The 19,083-nt window shown below is 57.2% G+C and carries 20 protein-coding genes; 13 read left to right on the forward strand and 7 right to left on the reverse strand.

Annotation, left to right across the window (positions count from 1 at the left end; translation table 11 throughout):
* The first annotated feature begins 229 nt into the window (after positions 1–229).
* The 5 genes from H6F57_RS21955 (at position 230) to H6F57_RS21970 (ending at position 3,631) form a co-directional block, all read left to right on the forward strand.
* The gene (locus tag H6F57_RS21955; protein WP_190625936.1) at positions 230–1,246 is read left to right on the forward strand and encodes a formamidase; all 1,017 of its coding nucleotides are present in this window, start codon (positions 230–232) and stop codon (positions 1,244–1,246) included.
* 131 nt (positions 1,247–1,377) lie between these two features.
* A complete protein-coding gene (locus H6F57_RS21960) occupies positions 1,378–1,608 on the forward strand; it encodes a heavy metal transport/detoxification protein (protein ID WP_190625935.1) in 231 nt (76 codons plus the stop codon).
* 89 nt (positions 1,609–1,697) lie between these two features.
* On the forward strand, positions 1,698–1,823 hold the full coding sequence (locus H6F57_RS28125) for a hypothetical protein (protein WP_277873700.1): 126 nt from the start codon (positions 1,698–1,700) through the stop codon (positions 1,821–1,823).
* 78 nt (positions 1,824–1,901) lie between these two features.
* Positions 1,902–3,308 (forward strand): cytochrome P450, encoded by a 1,407-nt coding sequence (locus H6F57_RS21965; RefSeq protein ID WP_190625934.1) that lies wholly within the window; start codon positions 1,902–1,904, stop codon positions 3,306–3,308.
* Positions 3,308–3,631, forward strand: a complete 324-nt coding sequence (locus H6F57_RS21970) for a YnfA family protein (protein ID WP_190626056.1) — start codon at positions 3,308–3,310, stop codon at positions 3,629–3,631. The genes H6F57_RS21965 and H6F57_RS21970 overlap by 1 nt, the downstream gene beginning before the upstream one ends.
* A gap of 29 nt (positions 3,632–3,660) precedes the next feature.
* Here H6F57_RS21970 and H6F57_RS21975 read toward each other — a convergent pair whose 3' ends face one another.
* Positions 3,661–5,589 carry an amino acid transporter gene (locus tag H6F57_RS21975; RefSeq protein ID WP_190625933.1) on the reverse strand — a complete coding sequence of 643 codons (1,929 nt, stop codon included), beginning with the start codon at positions 5,587–5,589 and terminating at the stop codon, positions 3,661–3,663.
* 162 nt (positions 5,590–5,751) lie between these two features.
* The gene (locus H6F57_RS21980) at positions 5,752–6,954 is read right to left on the reverse strand and encodes a glycosyltransferase (RefSeq protein ID WP_199289609.1); all 1,203 of its coding nucleotides are present in this window, start codon (positions 6,952–6,954) and stop codon (positions 5,752–5,754) included.
* Between the two features lie 185 nt (positions 6,955–7,139).
* On the opposite strand from H6F57_RS21980, the gene H6F57_RS21985 reads away from it, so the two are divergent.
* Positions 7,140–7,604 (forward strand): carboxypeptidase-like regulatory domain-containing protein, encoded by a 465-nt coding sequence (locus H6F57_RS21985; RefSeq protein ID WP_190625932.1) that lies wholly within the window; start codon positions 7,140–7,142, stop codon positions 7,602–7,604.
* 270 nt (positions 7,605–7,874) lie between these two features.
* Here the strand turns inward: H6F57_RS21985 and H6F57_RS21990 are convergent, their stop codons facing one another.
* Positions 7,875–8,405 (reverse strand): pentapeptide repeat-containing protein, encoded by a 531-nt coding sequence (locus H6F57_RS21990; protein ID WP_190625931.1) that lies wholly within the window; start codon positions 8,403–8,405, stop codon positions 7,875–7,877.
* 597 nt (positions 8,406–9,002) lie between these two features.
* On the opposite strand from H6F57_RS21990, the gene H6F57_RS21995 reads away from it, so the two are divergent.
* The 3 genes from H6F57_RS21995 to H6F57_RS22005 all read left to right on the forward strand — a co-directional run bounded on the left by H6F57_RS21995 (position 9,003) and on the right by H6F57_RS22005 (position 12,028).
* Positions 9,003–10,043 carry a fatty acid desaturase gene (locus tag H6F57_RS21995; protein WP_190625930.1) on the forward strand — a complete coding sequence of 347 codons (1,041 nt, stop codon included), beginning with the start codon at positions 9,003–9,005 and terminating at the stop codon, positions 10,041–10,043.
* Positions 10,044–10,207: 164 nt separating this feature from the next.
* A complete protein-coding gene (locus tag H6F57_RS22000; protein ID WP_242024817.1) occupies positions 10,208–11,734 on the forward strand; it encodes a DUF3747 domain-containing protein in 1,527 nt (508 codons plus the stop codon).
* Positions 11,735–11,794: 60 nt separating this feature from the next.
* Positions 11,795–12,028 carry a DUF433 domain-containing protein gene (locus H6F57_RS22005; RefSeq protein ID WP_190625929.1) on the forward strand — a complete coding sequence of 78 codons (234 nt, stop codon included), beginning with the start codon at positions 11,795–11,797 and terminating at the stop codon, positions 12,026–12,028.
* 72 nt (positions 12,029–12,100) lie between these two features.
* Here H6F57_RS22005 and H6F57_RS22010 read toward each other — a convergent pair whose 3' ends face one another.
* On the reverse strand, positions 12,101–12,733 hold the full coding sequence (locus tag H6F57_RS22010) for a LysE family transporter (RefSeq protein WP_190625928.1): 633 nt from the start codon (positions 12,731–12,733) through the stop codon (positions 12,101–12,103).
* A gap of 71 nt (positions 12,734–12,804) precedes the next feature.
* Between H6F57_RS22010 and rsmA the strand changes: the two genes are divergently transcribed.
* The 4 genes from rsmA to nth all read left to right on the forward strand — a co-directional run bounded on the left by rsmA (position 12,805) and on the right by nth (position 16,584).
* Positions 12,805–13,635, forward strand: coding sequence for a 16S rRNA (adenine(1518)-N(6)/adenine(1519)-N(6))-dimethyltransferase RsmA (rsmA, locus tag H6F57_RS22015; protein ID WP_190625927.1), 831 nt, complete (start codon positions 12,805–12,807; stop codon positions 13,633–13,635).
* A gap of 6 nt (positions 13,636–13,641) precedes the next feature.
* The gene (ispE, locus tag H6F57_RS22020; protein ID WP_190625926.1) at positions 13,642–14,586 is read left to right on the forward strand and encodes a 4-(cytidine 5'-diphospho)-2-C-methyl-D-erythritol kinase; all 945 of its coding nucleotides are present in this window, start codon (positions 13,642–13,644) and stop codon (positions 14,584–14,586) included.
* A gap of 100 nt (positions 14,587–14,686) precedes the next feature.
* Positions 14,687–15,778 (forward strand): RIP metalloprotease RseP, encoded by a 1,092-nt coding sequence (rseP, locus tag H6F57_RS22025; RefSeq protein WP_190625925.1) that lies wholly within the window; start codon positions 14,687–14,689, stop codon positions 15,776–15,778.
* Positions 15,779–15,861: 83 nt separating this feature from the next.
* Positions 15,862–16,584: an endonuclease III gene (nth, locus tag H6F57_RS22030; protein ID WP_190625924.1), complete on the forward strand. Its 723-nt coding sequence runs from the start codon at positions 15,862–15,864 to the stop codon at positions 16,582–16,584.
* Between the two features lie 85 nt (positions 16,585–16,669).
* Here nth and H6F57_RS22035 read toward each other — a convergent pair whose 3' ends face one another.
* From H6F57_RS22035 to H6F57_RS22045, 3 genes are read right to left on the reverse strand one after another with little or no spacing between them, the layout of a single operon-like run.
* Positions 16,670–17,602, reverse strand: a complete 933-nt coding sequence (locus H6F57_RS22035; RefSeq protein ID WP_190625923.1) for a DMT family transporter — start codon at positions 17,600–17,602, stop codon at positions 16,670–16,672.
* A gap of 58 nt (positions 17,603–17,660) precedes the next feature.
* Entirely contained in the window at positions 17,661–18,095 is a 435-nt protein-coding gene (locus H6F57_RS22040; protein WP_190625922.1) for a TIGR02588 family protein, read from the reverse strand.
* Complete coding sequence (locus tag H6F57_RS22045; protein WP_190625921.1) at positions 18,095–19,024, reverse strand: TIGR02587 family membrane protein; 930 nt, start codon at positions 19,022–19,024, stop codon at positions 18,095–18,097. Before H6F57_RS22045 ends, H6F57_RS22040 begins: the two co-directional genes overlap by 1 nt.
* Between the last annotated feature and the right edge of the window lie 59 nt (positions 19,025–19,083).

The raw sequence follows: 19,083 nt of genomic DNA on the forward strand, positions 1-19,083 counted from the left end.
CCTTTCAGCCCCTAAAGTAACAGAAGTAAACTACCTATGCAACATGTGTTGCATTGAAGTAAGGGCCGCTCCGTTCTGGTAGTGGCTAAGCAGTTGTTTATAGCCAGGTTAATGTCTCCCCCTGAACGCAAGACCAGCTTGCAATTGGGTAATTTTCAACACCGTCACTACATCCCGATCGCCCTATAGTGCTACTCGATCGAGTCAGGTTGTTCTAAGGAGATCGCAGATGAGTGGACTTGGTGGCTTAAATAAATCTCCTAACGGCGTGGTGCTGGGAATGGTGCAGCTTCAGCTGCCCAACGTCGTCACCCCCGATGACCTGGCTGCCCAGACTCAGCGCATTTGCGAGATGGTTGCCAAAGCCCGTCGCAACATGCCCTCGATGGATCTGGTAGTGTTTCCCGAATACTCGCTCCACGGTCTGTCGATGGATACTAACTCGGCCATCATGTGCAGCCTGGATGGCCCTGAGGTCGCCGCCTTTCGCCAGGCCTGCATCGACAATGACATCTGGGGCTGCTTCTCAATCATGGAGTACAACCCCGAGGGCTACCCCTACAACAGCGGCTTGATTATCAACAACCAGGGTGAACTCAAGCTCTACTACCGTAAGCTACACCCCTGGATACCCGTAGAGCCGTGGGAACCTGGAAACGTGGGTATTCCCGTCTGTGACGGCCCCAACGGCAGCAAATTGGCGCTGATCATCTGTCACGACGGCATGTTCCCCGAAATGGCTCGCGAATGCGCCTATAAGGGGGCCGAGATCATGATTCGCACAGCGGGCTACACGGCCCCTATTCGTCACTCGTGGCAGATCACCAACCAGGCCAACGCCTTTTGCAACCTGATGGTGACAGCGTCGGTGTGCATGTGTGGCAGCGACGGCAGCTTTGACTCCATGGGTGAGGGCATGATTGTCAACTTTGACGGCACGCCCATCGTTATGGGCAGCCACCGCCCCGACGAAATTATTACCGCCGAGGTGCGCCCCGACCTGGTGCGCGAGGCCCGCATTCACTGGGGCGTGGAGAATAACATCTACCAGTTTGGCCATCGCGGCTATGTGGCGGTCAAAGGTGGTGCCCAAGATTGCCCCTACACTTACATGAAAGATATGGTGAAAGAGTGCTATCGCCTGCCCTGGGAGGATGAGGTTGTTCACCAGGACGGCACTTCCTGCGGCTTTCGAGTGCCGACTCGCGACTACAAGGGTGAAGAGTTACCGCCGGTACTGAGTTAGGTTGGGCGATCGCTTTTAAGACATTAACCTCGCGTTTACTCCCTAAGATTAAGCCTTTCTACAGACGGCAGCGATATCGGAAGCTGCCTAGAGTATAGGGATAGAAACCCAAGAAAACGAGGAAAATTGGCATGATATTAGTATTGCAAGTCCCAACATTGGGCGACCAGGAATCGGCGCAAGAGCTAAAAGATTTGATTTTGACCACTGAACCTGAGGCCAACATTGACATCAACACTCAGGCAAAAACTGTCACCATTGACTCTGAGGCTTCAGCAGAAACGTTTAAGCAGCTGATTACGGCATCTGGCCATAGCGTCACCTTGGTTGATGATCCCGAAGTAGGGCTGTCCATTGCGTGATGTGATGGGTTAGCCTGCCATAGGGCAAGGAATGGCGGCAACCATAATGTCAGGAGCGATCCCAGGGCTTTAGCGTAAGTTTTGCTGGCTTGGCCGCAGACTCTGCTAGAACCCTGGGGTCTAAGGCTGTTGGCTACTCTAGCAGCACGGTTTTAGTCATAATCACCATCCATGTCTCAGCGCTGCTCGGCGATCGCGGCTCCGCGCTACTCTAGAATGCACTGGTTCTGGGGACTGGTCTTTGACTACAGTCTTTGCGATCGGTCTTCGACCACTGCATTCCACCGTTGCCTATGGTTGCTCCTAGCCCCAATCCGCTGCCGCTACCCCCTGGAAGTTTTGGTCTGCCGGTTGTCGGCGAGACCCTCGATTTTTTGTTTGACCGCGAGTTTGCCAAAAAGCGCCAGGCCAGGTACGGAGCTATCTTTAAGACGCGCCTGCTGGGACGCCCTACGGTAGTGCTAATGGGGGCAGAGGCCAACCAGTTTGTGCTCTCGACCAACATAGACAGCTTTTCCTGGCGGGAAGGCTGGCCCGGCACATTTAAAGAACTCTTGGGCGAGTCGCTGTTTTTGCAGGAGGGTGAAGAGCACCGCCGCAACCGCAAGCTGCTCATGCCCGCCTTCCATGGCCCGGCCCTGGCTGGATACGTAGAAACCATGCAGAGCCTCACGGAGCGCTACGCCCAAAAATGGGCCGCCCAAGGCCAGCTCACTTGGTTTGACGACATAAAGCAGCTCACCTTCGATATTGCCAGCACGCTGCTGCTGGGCAGTGAGCTAGGCGGCCAGACTACGCAGATGGCGGAATGGTTTGCCGATTTAACCAATGGCCTCTTTGCCCCGCCGATTCGCTGGGGGTGGACACCCTTTGGCAAAGCTGTCAAAGCGCGCGATCGCCTGCTGCACCACATTGAACAGGTGGTGAAAGAGCGCCAAGCCCGTCCCACTCAAGATGCCCTGGGCTTGCTAGTGCAGAGCGAAGACGAGGAGGGCAACTGCCTCAGCCTGGAAGAACTCAAGGCCCAGGCGTTGCTGATGCTGTTCGCGGGGCACGAAACTACCACCTCGATGTTGACCTCGCTAGTGATGTCTCTGGCGCAGCACCCGGAAGTATGGGAGCAGGCGCGGCAGGAGCAGGCGCGATTGATCGAGACGAGCGATGGCCCTAACGGGCTGGTCTTTCACCATCGCGTCACCCTAGAACAGATTCGGCAGATGCCCTACCTCGACCAGATTGTCAAAGAGGTTGAGCGGCTGTACCCGCCCGTAGGTGGGGGCTTTCGCGGCGTGGTCAAAGACTTTGAGTTTAACGGCTACCGCGTGCCCGCCGGATGGATGGCGTTGTATAGAATCGATGCGGCCCACCGCGATCGCACCATCTACACCGACCCCGACCGCTTTGACCCCGATCGCTTTAGTCCCGCTCGCGCTGAGCACAAGCGCGCCGACTTTAGCTTGGTGGGCTTTGGCGGCGGCCCCCGCATTTGCCTGGGGCTGGCCTTCGCCCAGCTCGAGATCAAGCTAGTGGCGGCCCATCTGCTGCGCTACTACACCTGGGAGCTCGTACCCGATCAGAATCTAGAGATGACGCCGATTCCTACGCTGAGGCCGCGATCGGGGCTGAAGGTCGTTTTCAAGAAATGCGCCCTCGCTCCAACGCAGACTGCCACTAACCAACCTGGGCAGCGGCAACCATGATGGCGAAATCTCTATTGTTTTTTATCCTCGCGGGCCTTTGCGAAATCGGCGGGGGCTATTTGGTGTGGCTGGCGCTGCGCGAGGGCAAGAGCCCCTGGTTAGCGGTGCTTGGAGTGGCCATCCTGGGAATCTATGGCGCAGTGCCCACCCTACAGCCCACCCATTTTGGTCAGGCCTACGCTGCCTATGGGGGCATATTTATCGTGCTTTCCATCGCATGGGGCTGGATGGTTGACCAGGTTAAACCCGATCGCTTTGATTTGCTGGGCGGCTGGGTAGTGCTGCTGGGCGTTTTAGTCATCATGTATGCCCCTCGCAGCTAGCAGAGATCCTGTCTGCAATCTAGCGATCCCTACCCCCCCACGTGGATGATCGGACGTCGTCTGGGTACTTTTTCAGCTTTGCGCAGCACCTCCCGAGTGACCACAGCAATATCGCCTTCTCCAAACAAAATGAAGCGCAGCAGATATTGAATTGGGTTGCCCTCAATCCAGCCGAAGTAGGCATGGGGCAAATGGCCGGTTTCATTGCGGATGTGGAGCAAGATAGCGGCAATTGTATTGGGCACCGCTGACCCCTTTGCCCTCAAAATGCGGTAATTGCCCACCTGCACCCCTTCTACTTGCACCGTCTCCATAAAGTCTGAGGCATCTGAAACCTCGATTTCTAAAAACAGAACTGGCTCGGTCAGAGGAATGTGGTTGTCTTCTCGCACCTCGGTTTCTTTTAAGGAATATTCCTGTTCATCCCCGGCTTGCTTGCGGTTAGCAATGATGCGGATGGTATGTTCGCTTTCTTCTAAGATGAAACGCCGAGCAGTAGGGTCTATTTCAAGCTGCTCAACCCGCAGCTCTGTAGAGCGCAAAACGCGTGAAATTAGGGAGGTAAAAACAATGGCGCCAATGAAAAAGGCAGCAATTTTGACCCCGTCAGGTCGCTCAAAAATATTGACGATGGTGGTGTAGAAAAACACCAGGGTGATAGTGCCAAACATGACCATGCCCCGCCGCGATCGCGCCTGTCGAGCTGCCAACGTCACCGCCAACGATGCTGAACTCATCAGCACCAGCACCCCCGTGGCGTAGGCTCCACCCTGAGCCTCAACGTTGGCGCGAAAAATAATGGTGACGGCAAAGGCGATCGCCGTAAAAATCAGCACTAGCGGGCGGGCGGCCAAGGTCCAGCTAGGGGCCATGCCATAGCGGGGCAGATAGCGGGGCACAATGCTGAGCAACCCAGCCATGGCCGAGGCCCCGGCAAACCACAAAATTGAAATTGTGCTCAGGTCATATAGGGTGCCAAACCCATCCCCCAGGTATTCGTGGGCTAGATAGGCCAGCGCTCGTCCGTTAGCGGCTCCTCCCGCCTGAAATTCTGGCGGTGGAATCAGCAGCGTCGTGACCAAGCTGCTGGTAATTAGGAAAAAACTCATGATCACCGCTGCGGTGGTCAACAGCTTGTGGGTGTTGCGGATGCGGCCAGTCGGAGCGGTTTCGATATCACTGCGATCGCCTTCAACCAAGGGCATCACCGCTACCCCCGTTTCAAACCCAGACAGGCCGAGCGCCAACTTAGGAAATACCAGCGCTGACAAGGCCAGGAGCACTACCGGATTGCCGTGAGTAGAAAACAACAGGCTCCACCAATCAGCAATCGCTGTGGGATGGGTGAGAATTTGGTAGCCCCCCACACCAATAGTCACCAGGTTGAGCAGCAGATAGATCGCGACTAGAAAAACCGCTATCCCAATAGCTTCCCGAAACCCTTTTAAGAAGACGGCTGCTAAGAAGGTAATTAGGCAAATGGTCAGCGGCACTTCGTACCCATGCAAAAAATCGTGGACAAAGGGATTTTCAACGATGTGGGCCGTGGCGTCGGCAGCGGAGAGGGTAATGGTGATGATAAAGTCAGTCGCCACAAACCCCAGTAGGCACAGCACAAAAAACTTGCCCTGCCACCACGGCAACAAATGTTCGAGCATGGCAATCGACCCCTCGCCATAGGGGCTCATGGAGGCTACCCGACGGTAGATCGGCAGTGCCCCAAATAGAGTTAATAAAACAAGAATCAACGTCGCAATGGGCGATAGCGCCCCAGCCGCCAGGGCCGCAATGCCGGGCTGATAGCCCAGCGTGGAGAAGTAATCAACCCCAGTTAGGCACATGACTTGCCACCAGGGGTGTTTGACGGCGTGGCTGCTCTTCCCCGACTGATCGGACTCAACCAACCAGCGCAGCAATCGTCGGCGATATCTAGCTGATGGCCTCACTCGTTTAACCATCTACGGCATTCCTACGGGAGAGTGGCACTACATTCACCAGTCAACCGCTTAGTGCATCCTTGAACAACTGTATAAGGATTTACTGTTGCAGCCATCGTCGCTGGAATGCTCAGGACGGCTTAAAAAAACTAGCGCTCGCTGATAACTAGCCCTTCAGCACAGTTAACCCTGGGGTTTCAGCGATCGCCCCCGCCAGGTCCAGCCCCAGCCGGTTTTGGTTTTGACAATGGAGGTGAGGGCGATCGCCACCACAATTGCGCCGCCCACGCTGCTCAACCACCAGTAGCGCAGCGGCACCCCCACCTGGCGGTGGCTCAGCCATCGCAGCAGCCCATAGCCCCCCAGAGTTAACGCCGTCAACCCGTACAGGATCGCTCTAGGCCAGGAAAATTCAGGATTGAGCAGGGTCACGGCAAGGCTCGCCAGCAGCCCCACCCAGGGCATGACAAACACCATGGCAATGGTAAAGGCCGACAGCAGCGTTAGCGGCAAGTTCTCTTCGGTGCCCAGGTAGTAGTTTTTCGTCCACCCCTCCCACAGGGTGCCAAACGATGAATACATGCGCACGCCCAGCAGGTCAATGCCCAAGACGTAGCGCAGCGTTAGGCCATGCCGCCGAATCTGGCGGGCCAGCTCCACATCTTCCACAATCACGTCGGGGATAGCGGCATGGCCGCCGATGGTGTCGTAGGCGGCGCGCCGAAACAGCATAAACGGCCCAGCGGCAAAGGCATCGTCGGCCGCCGTGGAGTCGTTGATAGCTTGAAAGTCGTAGGCGATCGCGATCGCGCTCATCATAATTGGCTGCACCAACCACTCAGCAAAGCAGCCGCAGATAATGTTGGGCGCGCAGCTTAACAGATCGGCCTGGTGGGCCTGAGCTTCGGCCAGGGCAGCGGCGATCGCCCCCGACGACAGCCGCACATCGGCATCGATAAACAGCAGGTAGTCGCCCTCAGCAAACTGCGTTGCGTGGGCACAGGCCCAGTTTTTGCCGTGCCAGACTTCCCCGGTCGGGCGCGGCGGCACTGTTAGATGATGAACGTTGGCGTGCTGGGCAGCCAGTGCGGCGGCCAGTTGCCCGGTGGCATCGCTCGATTGGTCATCGGCAATCCAAATCTCAAAGCGCTTAGCCCCTGACAAGGCGGTCGTCAGCACCGCTTCCACACAGGCGCAAATATTTTCAGCCTCGTTATAGGCTGGAATAATTACGTCGATAGACGCCTCCGGCGGTGCAGCCTCGGCTGGCTGTAGCCGAGGGGCCGCTTTCAGCGACTGGGTGAGTTTCCAGGTAAAGGCCGCGATCGCCACCAGCGCAATAGCCAGCAACCCATTTAGCCCCAGCATTACCGTGTTCCAGCCCATACCTGCACCCCGCTACCGTTCTATAGCAATCTACTCAAGCGACGGTGGCATTGCCAGGCTTTGGTCCGTAACTAGACGATTCAGCTGTATCGTCGTAACGCTATAGCTGAATCGTTGGCCCTGGCTCAGCTCTCGGCAACTCTCGCTACAATAAAAGTCACACAGAATTACGGATCGCTTGCTCTATGAAACGGTTGCTTGTTGCTTTGGTCATGTGTTTGGCTCTGGTGGGGTTTCCGGCCCAAGCAAGTGCACACCAGGTTGAAACCTTTTATACCCTAGACAATCAGCTAGAGTTTCAGTCGAAGTTCAGCTCGGGCGAACCCTTTGTGGGCGCAATGGTCAACATCTATGCCCCCAACAACCCCGACGAGCCGTGGATGACGACCACCACCGATCGCGAGGGCCGATTCTCCTTTTTGCCCGATGAGTCAATTGCGGGCGATTGGGAAGTCTCGATTGAAGACGACACCCAAAGCCACGCTGACTATTGGACCGTGCCCGTAGGCGACAAGGGCATCGTCTACGACGGCATCAGCCTCGACTCGACCGAAGATGTGCACTACCGTGCCGCCGCTGCGTTTATGCCGCTGGTGATTTCGATTGGTGGAGCGCTGGCTTGGCTGGGGTTTACTCGCCGCCGTCGCTAGACAATTTCCTTAAACACGCAGAGACAATCGACCTTCGGTATCCCTCAACGTTAGGGATGCCGGGGTTTTTGGTGTGGGTCTTTTCGGCTAATGCACACCCCGCACCCAGCCTGTCATAACTACCTTGGTAGACTGCTGAGAATCGCTGCTGGCTAAATGGCGATCGGCAAAAAACCGGGTTTCTGTGCCAGGGCCGATCCCCTCCGCAGAAACCCGGTTTCTTTTTCAACTATCCCCGTTCAGCAAGCGGCAACTGGGTTGAAGCAGGCGCTAGTGGAGGCCCCAAGAGATCCATCGAGAGCCGGTAGCAGAGGCATCGCCAGCATCGTATGATCTAACCCAATTGCTATTGGTATCATCCAATTCGGCTGGGGTGAGATCGGTGTTTTCAACCCAGGCATTGGCTAGGTTGGCGTAGGTGAGGTTGGCACCGCTGAGGGCTACCTCACACAAAACTGCCCCCTGTAGATCGGCTTGTTCTAGGTCAGCGGTGCGCAGGTCGCCGTAGCTGAGGTCGGCCCCAACTAGGCTGGCCCGCGAGAGGTCAGCACCGATTAAATTGATGTGCTTGAGATTGGCCCCGCTGAGGTCGACCCCGACTAGGTCGGCATCGGTCAAGTTGGCCCGCTCCAGGTTGGCCCGCGAGAGGTCGGCCCCACTGAGGTCAGCCTGGGATAAGTCGGCCCCGCTGAGGTCGATGCCGCTAAGGGTGGCACCGCGCAGGTCAACTTCATGGAGACGAACACCTGAAAAGTTGCGATCGCCTCGGTTGTATTCGTGCAAAAACTGTTGAATATCCATAGAACACAGCCTCCACAAAGGGCTACAGCAGCCTTAACGGCCTACGTTGTTGGGGTGATGCGTGGAGCAGCTTGCTACCATTGTCGGTCTCAGGATGGGTTCGGTATCCCCGCTCATCCTAGGGCACTCCTATGGGGCAAGCTTGGGCAAGTCTCGGAATCGACCAACGGCGATCGCGCTCTGCAATCTCACACCACTAAAGATGCCGCCAGCTCAGATGCCGCTTGTCGTTAAGGTTAGTTTTATTGTCGCTTAAGGCCCATGCCTTCAACGGGTTGGTTCATAGAATGCAACGCCCTTGGCTAGAAGTCTCGCCAACGCACCCTAGGTTCAATCGGTAAGCAAGCCGGGATCAGTAAGCGAAGCGAGGTGTGTTATAAATGTTAAGGAATTATAAGCATTCTCAAGGGCCAATCTTTGCCCCCATTAAGCTGTTTGCGGCGGTTATCAGAGCTATTGCAGTTCCGGCTTGTTAATATCTCGAGTTTGCAATCAAGCTTAGGCTCTGTTCAGTTCCCTACGGGGTGAACAGATTTTTTTTGGGCAAGTAAAGTCCAGCTCTGATGTGCGCACCTTAACTTCTGTGGAGACTATTCCTTGACTGCAATTTTTGAGACTTCCGCCAGAGCTGCGGATGTGAACCCCTACAGTGACCTGACCCTAAAGCAGGTCATTCAAACTATTCCTAAAGTTTATTTTCAAAAAGACCCGCGCAAAGCCTGGGCTGCCGTAGCGCTCAGCGTGGGGGCCGTAACCCTAAGTTATGTGGCGATCGCCTTTTCCCCCTGGTTTTTGCTGCCGTTCGCCTGGTTTTTGACAGGCACCGCCCTGACCGGCTTTTTTGTGATCGGCCACGACTGCGGCCACCGCTCTTTCGCAAACCGGCGCTGGGTCAACAATTGGCTGGGGCACATCATGTTTCTGCCGCTCATTTACCCCTTCCACAGCTGGCGGTTGCTGCACGACATTCACCACCGCCACACCAACAACATGGAGATCGATAACGCCTGGGCACCGTGGAGCAAGGAAGAATACTCTGGTGCGGGTGGCTTTTTGCAGGTGGTGTATCAGACCATGCGGACCTGGGTGTGGTGGCTGGCGTCGGTGGCCCACTGGGGGGCGCTGCACTTTGACTTGCGCAATTTTGAACCCCGCGACCATGGCAAGGTCAAGCGCTCGATCGCAGCGGTGATGGTCTTTGCGCTGGTGTTTTTTCCCACGCTGTTTTACTTCACCGGCCCTTGGGGCGTCGTGAAATTTTGGCTCATGCCCTGGCTGGGCTACCACTTCTGGATGAGCACCTTTACGCTGGTGCACCACACTATTCCTGAGATTCAGTTTCACTACGGCGACACCTGGAATGAGGTGGAGTCGCAGCTCTCGGGAACGCTGCACTGCGACTATCCCAAGTGGATTGAAGTGCTGTGCCACGACATCAACGTTCATGTTCCCCACCATGTTTCAGTAGGGATTCCGTCCTACAACCTGCGGCCTGCCTACGCGGCGCTGAAGGAAAACTGGGCACCTATCATGAAGGAAACCAAGTTTTCCTGGGAATTGATGCGGACGATCATTAGCCGCTGTCATATCTATCACCCCGAGCGGGCCTACGAAACCTTTCGGGAGCTGGAGCACTAGAGAATTGGTAAAACTCAGGTCTATGGGGGCGATTTAGCCCTACCTCACCGGCTCAGCATTCCTGGGCCGGTTTTATTTTGGGCAGGGCCAATTGGTAAACTGCGACACCTTAAACGCGCAGGAGGTGCTTGCGATCGCGACAATCGTGGGTAGCATTAGGAGTCTTGTCAACGCTTGACTCCAACTCTACTCCCCACACCGCTGCACCAACTGCTATGGCCCTGCTGTCTCGACCGCTGAAAACGTTTTTGACCACTGCCGCTGTGGTGCTCACAGGGCTGGCTGCGGCCCCGATGGCACGAGCGCAGCAGTTTGACCAGCAGCCCATCGACCCCAACCTGGCGGTTGCGATCGCCAGCCCGGTGCGCAACGGGGCCTTCTATAGCCTGATGATTTTGACCCAGGTGCCCAACCAGCGGCAGTGCTGGCAAGAGCAGGGGCAGGCGGGCGGACCCGTCACCGTTGACCCGCTGCTGCTGAACTTTGACTTTACCGGGGCTTGCGATCGCAGCACCGACGGCAATGGATACTCAGTGCGCATCAACGGCCAAGACCTAGGGGTGCACTACCGCCTAGAGGTTTCGGCCCGGCAAAATGACCTGGTGCTGTTTGCTCGACCCACGCGCGATCGCGCGGCCCCGCCCATCGAAATTGGCCGCACCAACGGCCGCACCAACGGCTTTCTCAAAATTCAGCTCAACCCCGGCTGGCAGATGACCCGCCGCACCTACAACGGTCAGCCCGTCGGCCACATCTACCTCACCCACGACGCACCGCTAGATGTGCGCCTGGCTGCCGGGGCCGCCCCACCCCTGAGCCAAACCCCCAATACGCCCCCAGCCGGCCGTCCCACTACGCCGCCAATGACATCGCCACCGCCGCCGCCCAGCAGCACCGTGGCTACCGGCAACTATTTTCGCGTGGTGGTGCCGATTACTGGACCCAATACTCTACAACAGGTGCGGGCTGTTGAACCCGAAGCCTTTCGCACTACCGCTGAGGGCCAAGAGGTGGTGCAGGTGGGGGTGTTTCGCGATCGCCAGCGGGCTGACGAAGTCTATAACACCCTAGTCGCCGCCAGCCTGCCCGCCAAAATTTTGGGGGCCTCAGCCCCAGCAGTAGCCTCCACACCCACCCTGCCACCGATTCCCCAGGGGTCGGTGGTGGTCGTCATTGACCCCGGTCACGGTGGGCGCGACCCCGGTGCTGTGGGCATCGGCGGCCTGCAAGAAAAGCAGATCAACACTGCTATTTCCAACCGGGTGCAGCAGCAACTCCAGGCGGCGGGCCTTACGGTGCTGATGACCCGCAGCAGCGATGTCTTTGTCGATCTCGACGCCCGCGCTCAGTATGCCAACCGGGCTGGGGCCAACGTCTTCGTCAGCATCCACGCCAACGCCATCAGCATGAGCCGCCCTGAGGTCAATGGTCTAGAGACCTACTACTTTTCCAGCGGTGAACGGCTGGCCCGCAGCATTCACGCCAGCGTTTTAGGGAATACGGATATGCGCGATCGCGGCGTGCGCCAGGCCCGCTTCTACGTGCTGCGCTATACCACCATGCCCTCAGTGCTAGTCGAAACCGGATTTGTCACCGGGGCCACCGACGCCGCCCGATTCCGTGACCCCGCTGCGGTGAATCGGATTGCCGATGGCATCGCCCGAGGCATTTTGAACTACCTGGGTCGGTAGTAGGTCGGTAGCCTGACTAAAATCCAGTAGGAGCGAGCAAGCTAACTCAAAGGCACCGCTATGAACTCTACGGCCAACTTGCTAACTCGCATAACCCAAACGCCTAGCCAATGCGGTGGTCGTCCCTGTATTCGAGGAATGCGCATTCGAGTAGCCGACATCCTAGAAATGCTCGCTGAGAATGTTAGTGCCAGTGAGATCCTGGAAGGCTTTCCTGATTTAGAACCAGCGGATATTCAAGCTTGCCTACTCTTTGCTGCTCGGCGCACCGACTTCCCTAGACTGATCGCATGAAAATCTGGGTTGATGCTCAACCGCAGATCACGACTCTCGTCTGACTTCGGTGCTTTGTTGCCCTTAGGCGGACTACTCGTTGGCCTCTGCCACAGCTAAACGCACCCCCAATGCTATGAGCGCTACCCCAGTTAAACGTTCCAGCCAATGGGCAATGGCTAGAATATGTCGCTTGAAAATCTGTTGGGAAATCACTATGGCTACTACTGCAAACCAAACCAGTGCGACAGCTGCGACGGTTGCCCCATAAACCGCTTGCGCTACCAGTGGCGTTGTAGGCTGCACAATTTGGGTAAATAGCGCCAGGAAAAAGAGCGTTGCTTTAGGATTTAGCAAATTTCCTAGAAAGCCGATGTGAAACGCTGTCCAACGCCCGATATCTCGCTGCTGCTCAACAAAGTCTGATGCGATCGCTATTTTCTTAGCGTTCAAAGATTTAATACCGATGTAGATCAAGTAGGCAGCACCAATCCACTTCAAAACATTGAACAACAGGATGGATTGCGAAATCACAGCGCCAACGCCAATCAGGGAATAGGTGGCATGCACCAAGTTGCCAGCTCCAACGCCGATCGCGGTAAATATTCCTGCTCGCCGAGAGTAAGCCAAGCTATTTCGCAAGGTCAGGGCAAAATCAGGACCAGGGGTGACAACTGCTACTAAACTGACAGCAAACACCGTTAACCAAGCTGAAAAGAACGCCATTCTCTCTCCTTGTATGACACTCTGGGTATGACATCTTGGGCGAGAGCCTACCACGGGTTGCTAATCAGATAATGTTTTCTCAACCGACTCGCAAGCGCTTTGGCCAGCACTGGCTCACCGACGAGAAGGTGCTCCACCGCATGCTGGAGGCCGCCGCCGTTACCCGCCAAGACACCGTACTCGAAATTGGCCCCGGCACCGGAGTGCTGACCCGTTGGCTGTTGCCTTTGGCCAACGCCGTGGTGGCGGTGGAAATCGATCGCGACCTTGTCCGCAAGCTCAACAATCAGTTCGCCAAGCACGATAACTTTCGCCTGGTGCCGAGCGATATTCTCGAACTCGACATCGCTGCTGTCTCGCGGGACAAAAACTTTGACTTTGGTTTGCCCAACAAAGTTGTCGCCAACATCCCTTACTACATCACCGGGCCAATTTTAGAAAAGCTGCTGGGCACCCTGGCTGCGCCGAACCCGGCACCCTACGACGCGATCGTGCTGCTGGTGCAGAAGGAAGTGGCCGAGCGCCTCTACGCTCGCCCAGGCCGCAAAGCCTTTGGGGCGCTGTCGGTGCGGGTGCAGTACTTGGCGGATTGTGAACTGGTCTGCCCGGTGCCCGCCCGCGCCTTTCAGCCGCCGCCCCAGGTCGATTCGGCGGTGGTTAAGCTCACCCCTCGCCCGCCCGTATGCCCGTCGGATGATCTAGCGGGGTTTGACCGGCTGGTAAAGCTGGGGTTTGGCAGCAAGCGTAAAATGTTGCGCAACAACCTCAAGGGTGTGGTCGAGCGGGATGACCTGGAAGCAATGATGACGACCTTGGGCATTGAGCCCACCGCCCGCGCCGAAGACCTCAGCGTTGAGCAGTGGGTGGCGCTGAGTAATACAATCCTGAAGCACCCCCGCTGATTCTATATGCGCTCTTACACTCTGCTAGCCGCTGCCAAAATTAACCTCTATCTCGAAATTGTGGGCAGCCGTCCCGACGGCTTCCACGAGCTGATTATGGTAATGCAGAGCGTCAGTCTGTGCGATCGCATCACCGTGCGCAGCATTGGTGTCGATGAAATTCGCGTGCGCTGCGACCACCCCCTAGTGCCTGCGGATGAAACTAACCTGGCCTACAAGGCCGCGGCCTTGGTCATGGCGCAATTCCCCGACGCGATGGCCAAGCTGGGCGGTGTCGAAATCACGATTGAAAAGCAGATCCCGGTGGGGGCTGGGCTGGCCGGTGGCTCGTCCAACGCGGCGGCTGTGCTGGTAGGGCTAGATCTGCTGTGGAACCTCGGCCTCACCCAGAGCGAGCTGCAAGAGCTGGGGGCTGAGCTAGGGTCCGACATTCCCTTTTGCGTGTCGGGGGGGACGGCGATCGCCACGGGCCGGGGCGAACGGCTCGATGCACTCCCCGGCATCGACAATTTGCACTTGGTCATTGCCAAGTACGAGTCTGAATTTGTCTCGACCCCCTGGGCCTACAAAACCTACCGGGCCGAGTATGGTGACACTTATCTAACCAATGCCCAAGGCTGGCAAGAGCGCCAAGCCCAGGTGCGATCGGGTGAGATGGTAAGGGCGGTGGCCCGTCGAGATGCGATCGCTGTAGGTCAGCACCTCTGTAACGACTTTGAGAAAATAGTGCTGGATGCCCACCCCAAAAGCGCTGCCCTCAAAGCCACCATGGCCGACCTCGGGGGGCTCGGCACCCTGATGTCGGGGTCTGGTCCCTCAGTGTTTACCCTGGCTGGGTCTGAGGCCCAGGCAGATGAGCTGGCGACCAAGCTGCGGGCGGCTCTACCAGACCCCGATCTAGGCATTTGGACCGCTCAGTTTGTGCCCAGTGGGGTGCAGCTCGTTAGCTAGCCAAAAGGCAGAGACTGGGTCTGCGGAGGTGGTGCCCACCGTGAGCGGGGAGAAGCAACGCTAGAATAGGGAGACTGTTCTTAACCTATCGGGTTTGTCTATGTCGGTTTTAGCTGCGATCGCGGTCATTGCCCTACTGGTAGCCGTTCACGAAGCGGGGCACTTCTCAGCCGCTCGGCTACAGGGCATTCACGTCAACCGCTTTGCCATTGGCTTTGGCCCCATCCTTTGGAAGTACCAGGGTGCTGAAACCGAATACTCCCTGCGGGCCATTCCCCTGGGTGGCTTTGTCGGCTTTCCCGACGACGACCCTGAGAGTGATATCCCCACCAACGACCCCGACCTGCTGAAAAATCGTCCGATTCTCGATCGCGCCATTGTGATCAGCGCCGGGGTAATCGCTAACCTGGTATTTGCTTACCTGGTGTTTGTGGCTCAGTTTAGCGCTGTGGGCATTCCCGAAACCTTCAATCCCCAGCCCGGCATTCTGGTGCCCCAGGTGATTGCCGAAAGCTCTCCTGCCGGTCAGGCAGGCATTCGCTCCGGAGATATTTTGGTGGCGGCCAACGGTGAACCTCTAGCCTCTGGCGAAGAAAGCATTCCCTTCTTCATTCAGCTGATCAAAGATAGCCCCAACCAGCCTGTGCAGCTTACAGTGCAGCGCGGTGCCCGCGAGCTAGATGTCTCGGTCACTCCCGAAATTGGTCCCGATGGCACGGCCGTAATCGGCGTGCAGCTTCAGCCCAATGGTGACTTTGGCTATCGCCGCCCCAAAAACCCTCTTGAAGTGTTTAGTCTGGCGGCGCAGCAGTTTCAAGACACCCTAGTGCGCACTGTAAAAGGCTTCGTGCAGCTGGTAACTAACTTTGGCGAAATGGCCAGCCAGGTGGCTGGGCCCGTTAAAATCGTCGAGCAGGGGGCAGGGTTGGCCAAGAACAGCGCCGCCATGCTGTTCCCCTTCACTGCCATCATCAGCATCAACCTGGCGATTATCAATATTCTGCCCCTGCCTGCGTTAGATGGCGGTCAGCTGGCGTTTTTGCTGATCGAAGCCCTGCGCGGCGGCAAGCCCCTGCCCGATCGCATTCAAGACAGCGTCATGCAAACCGGCCTAGTGCTGCTGCTGGGCTTGGGTGTATTTCTCATTGTCCGCGACACCACCCAGCTCGAAATCTTCCAAAACCTGCGTTAGAAAGTTTTGAGTTTTGAGTTACAACCCGCACCCAAAACTTAAAACTTCATCACCCATCTACCCATCCACTCCCTACCCCCGCCATGCCCAACCAGCGGCGAGCCTCCAAAAAACAGCGATCGCTGGAGATTCTTCTCCGCCTTAAACGGCTGTACCCCGAAGCCCCTTGCTCCCTGGATTTTGCCAACCCCTTGCAGCTGATGATCGCCACTATGCTGGCGGCTCAATGCACTGACGAGCGGGTTAACCTGGTCACCCCAGCCCTGTTTGCCGCTTATCCCGATGTCTATGCCTTTGCCGAGGCCGATATCGCCGATTTGGAGCAGCTGGTGAAATCTACCGGCTTTTACCGCAACAAAGCCAAAAATATTCGCGCCGCCTGCCAACGAATCATCACCGAGTACAACGGCGAAGTCCCTCCCCGCATGGAGGATTTAGTTACCCTGCCGGGTGTAGCCCGCAAAACTGCCAATGTCGTGCTGGCCCACGGTTTTGGTATCAATGGCGGGGTGACGGTAGACACCCACGTGAAGCGCATCACGAATCTCCTGGGGCTGACCAAGCACGCTGACCCGGTCAAGATTGAGCGCGACCTGATGAAGCTGCTGCCCCAGCCCGACTGGGAGAACTGGTCAATTCGGCTGGTGTACCACGGGCGGGCCGTTTGCAATGCCCGTAACCCTAAATGCGGTCTGTGTGAGCTGGCCGATCTCTGCCCCTCTGCAAAGGTGCTGCCAGTGGTTCCTGTGTCCGAGGCAGCGGTGCTGCCAGTGGTGAGTCTTGTACCCGAAGCCGTTCAGTCTTAGGGGTGACCGCCATCAAAACTGGCTGGGTTTCTGTGAAGTAGCTAATACTCAAAGCCTCACTATCGAAACTCAGTTTTTGTTTGCCCTAGGACATCTTCGTCAAGCTGAGTAGGCCCACGCTGATGGTAACTAGCAGCACTCCTAGCCCTTGCACCAGAGAAAGCTGCTCTTGCAGCATGCCCCAAGCCAGCACGGCGGTGAGGGCTGGGTTGGCGGCCCCGAGCATAGAGGCAGCGGTGGCCCCCACGCTGCGAATGCCAAGGTTGTTGAGCACGTGGCCGGTGAGGGTGGCGATCGCCGACAGCAATCCCCCTACCCACAGCGCGGGCCACAGCAGACCCGCCAACTCCACCGGCCACAGCAGCAGGCTAACCGCCGACAGCACCAGCGTCACCGCAAAGCTAATGCCCGTAAACGGCACCGGGTGAAAGGTTTCAAACGCTTTTTGGGCCGCCACGGTGTAAAAGGCATACACAATGCCCGAGGCCAGGCCAAAAGCGACGCCTACCCAGCTCTCGATCGCTGCCCCCGTCATGGGAATGGTCAGCGCACTACCCAGCAAAATCAGCGCCAAAATTGCCCAGCGGCCCATGCTGGGGCGGTGGCCAAACCAGTACCAATCCAGCACGGCTGTATAGACCGGAAAAGTGAAAAACAGCGTTAGCGCAATGCCCGCTGCAATCCGCCCCACCGACACATAGAGCAGCGCCAGGTACGAAAACATCAGCACCCCGCCCACCAGGGCCAGGTAGAGTTCGCGGCGGTAGTCTGCAGACCCCAAGCGCCGCAGATCGCTCCACATCGGCGGATATACCGGCGGTAGTAGCAGGGCCATTAACGGCACCCCCACCACCATGCGCATAAACATCAGCAGAAATGAGTTGGGCAGAGTGGGCTCCACAAAGCCCCCGGTCTCCAGCACCCCAAACAGGTTAGACGGAGTAAACAAAACCCGAGTGATCAGGTTTTGGGCCCCAAAGCAAATTGTCGCCAGCAAAATTAAGACATAGCCGAGCATGCATCCCCCCGATCACGCTTGAGGGATGACCCAATGCCAGCGCCCTTAACCACGCATTCTACGGTAGCCGATAGCTGGCCACCCGCACCATCAAATCCCCCCCCTGGGGATCGTGGGTAAAGACAAAACTACCCGCTTTGGTCTCGTGACCTGAGAGAAAGTCGATCTGCTGCTCACCGGTTTCGTCGTCAACACCGGTGATCTGTAGCTCGGCGGTCACCTGCACCATGCGGGCAATGCGGCCGCCGGTATTGGTAATGGCAAAGGGAACGTAGTAACGGCCATCGGTGACGCGCACCGCTTCTGACACTGCTACCGAAAAGGCGGGCGGGCGATTTTGGTTGGTCTGCCAGTCAAAGAAAATTAGCCCTACCAGCCCCAGCAAAATGAGGGAAGCCGCGATAAACGTCACCCACTCGGCCGCAGACCGTTGGGTAAAGCGCCTTGGCGCATCTGGATGCGGTGAGTCGTCGGGGAAGTTGGGCAAATCCATTAGATAAGGATACGCCCTGCGGCTCCGCCAATGGAGGCCGGCAGGCCCAAAACCAGAGTATTGCTCAACCATTCTGACCAGGGGTCACTGGGGTTGAGTTGCTGAAACAGCACTAGCATCACCACCGATGCCAGTAGGGCGACAAGATAGGCTACCAGGGTTTCGGTAACGGGGCTAAACAGCAAGCCCCGCTGCCGCCGCTCGGCGCGATCGGTAAAGCCCGAGGCAAACACAATGGCGTAGGAAAGGCCCAGCGACGCACCCATGATCAGCAACAGCCACAGAGGGGGCAGAGATGCGGCCAGCAGCGGCACTTCTTCGGTGGGGGCAATGCTAAAGGCAATGAGCACAGCGCCAATCAGGGCGGCGTCAAAATCGACTAGGGCATCGCGTAAGTTAGCTAGGGTAGGCGAGGTCAGCCGGCGAGATAGGGGGGCAGTTGTGCGGCGCACGCGATCCACACCTGAATCGCGCCTTTGCTTGCCCTGCAAGGTTGAGCGCGCTAAGGCCACTCCCAGCGCAAACGGCACCGTCTCAAACACCACCTTGCCCAACACTTCCGACAGGGGAATATCGAGGGTAATGCGGCGCAGCAGCACCAGGGCCAGGGCAGCACAGACAACCCCGATGGCGACGGCCTCAATGCTTTCTAGCAAGGCTTCTAGGGGGTGCAGGTGGAGGGTCTGGCGAAACCCTTCGACCTGGGTGAGCAGCCCGACGCCAACTAAGGTAGTGGCGAGCACCGTCAGCAGCCAGCGGGGGTCGGTGGCGGCCCCGATCACCCATACCTCCACTGTGTACAGCAGCGGAATGCCGAACAAAAAGCCCCCCACTGCCCCCTGGAGAATGGCCTGCAATTCTATGAGCCAGATGTTGGCAGAGGGCAGAGGCGTTGTGTGATCTATAGCGTCGTCTACAGACTCGACCATCGCGGATTGTCTCTAATACAAACTAGGTGGATCAGACCCATTCACTGCATAGTAAGAGT

Origin of the sequence: Leptolyngbya sp. FACHB-60 (assembly GCF_014695775.1) — a bacterium.
In the GTDB taxonomy this organism is placed as follows: Bacteria; Cyanobacteriota; Cyanobacteriia; order Phormidesmidales; family Phormidesmidaceae; genus Nodosilinea.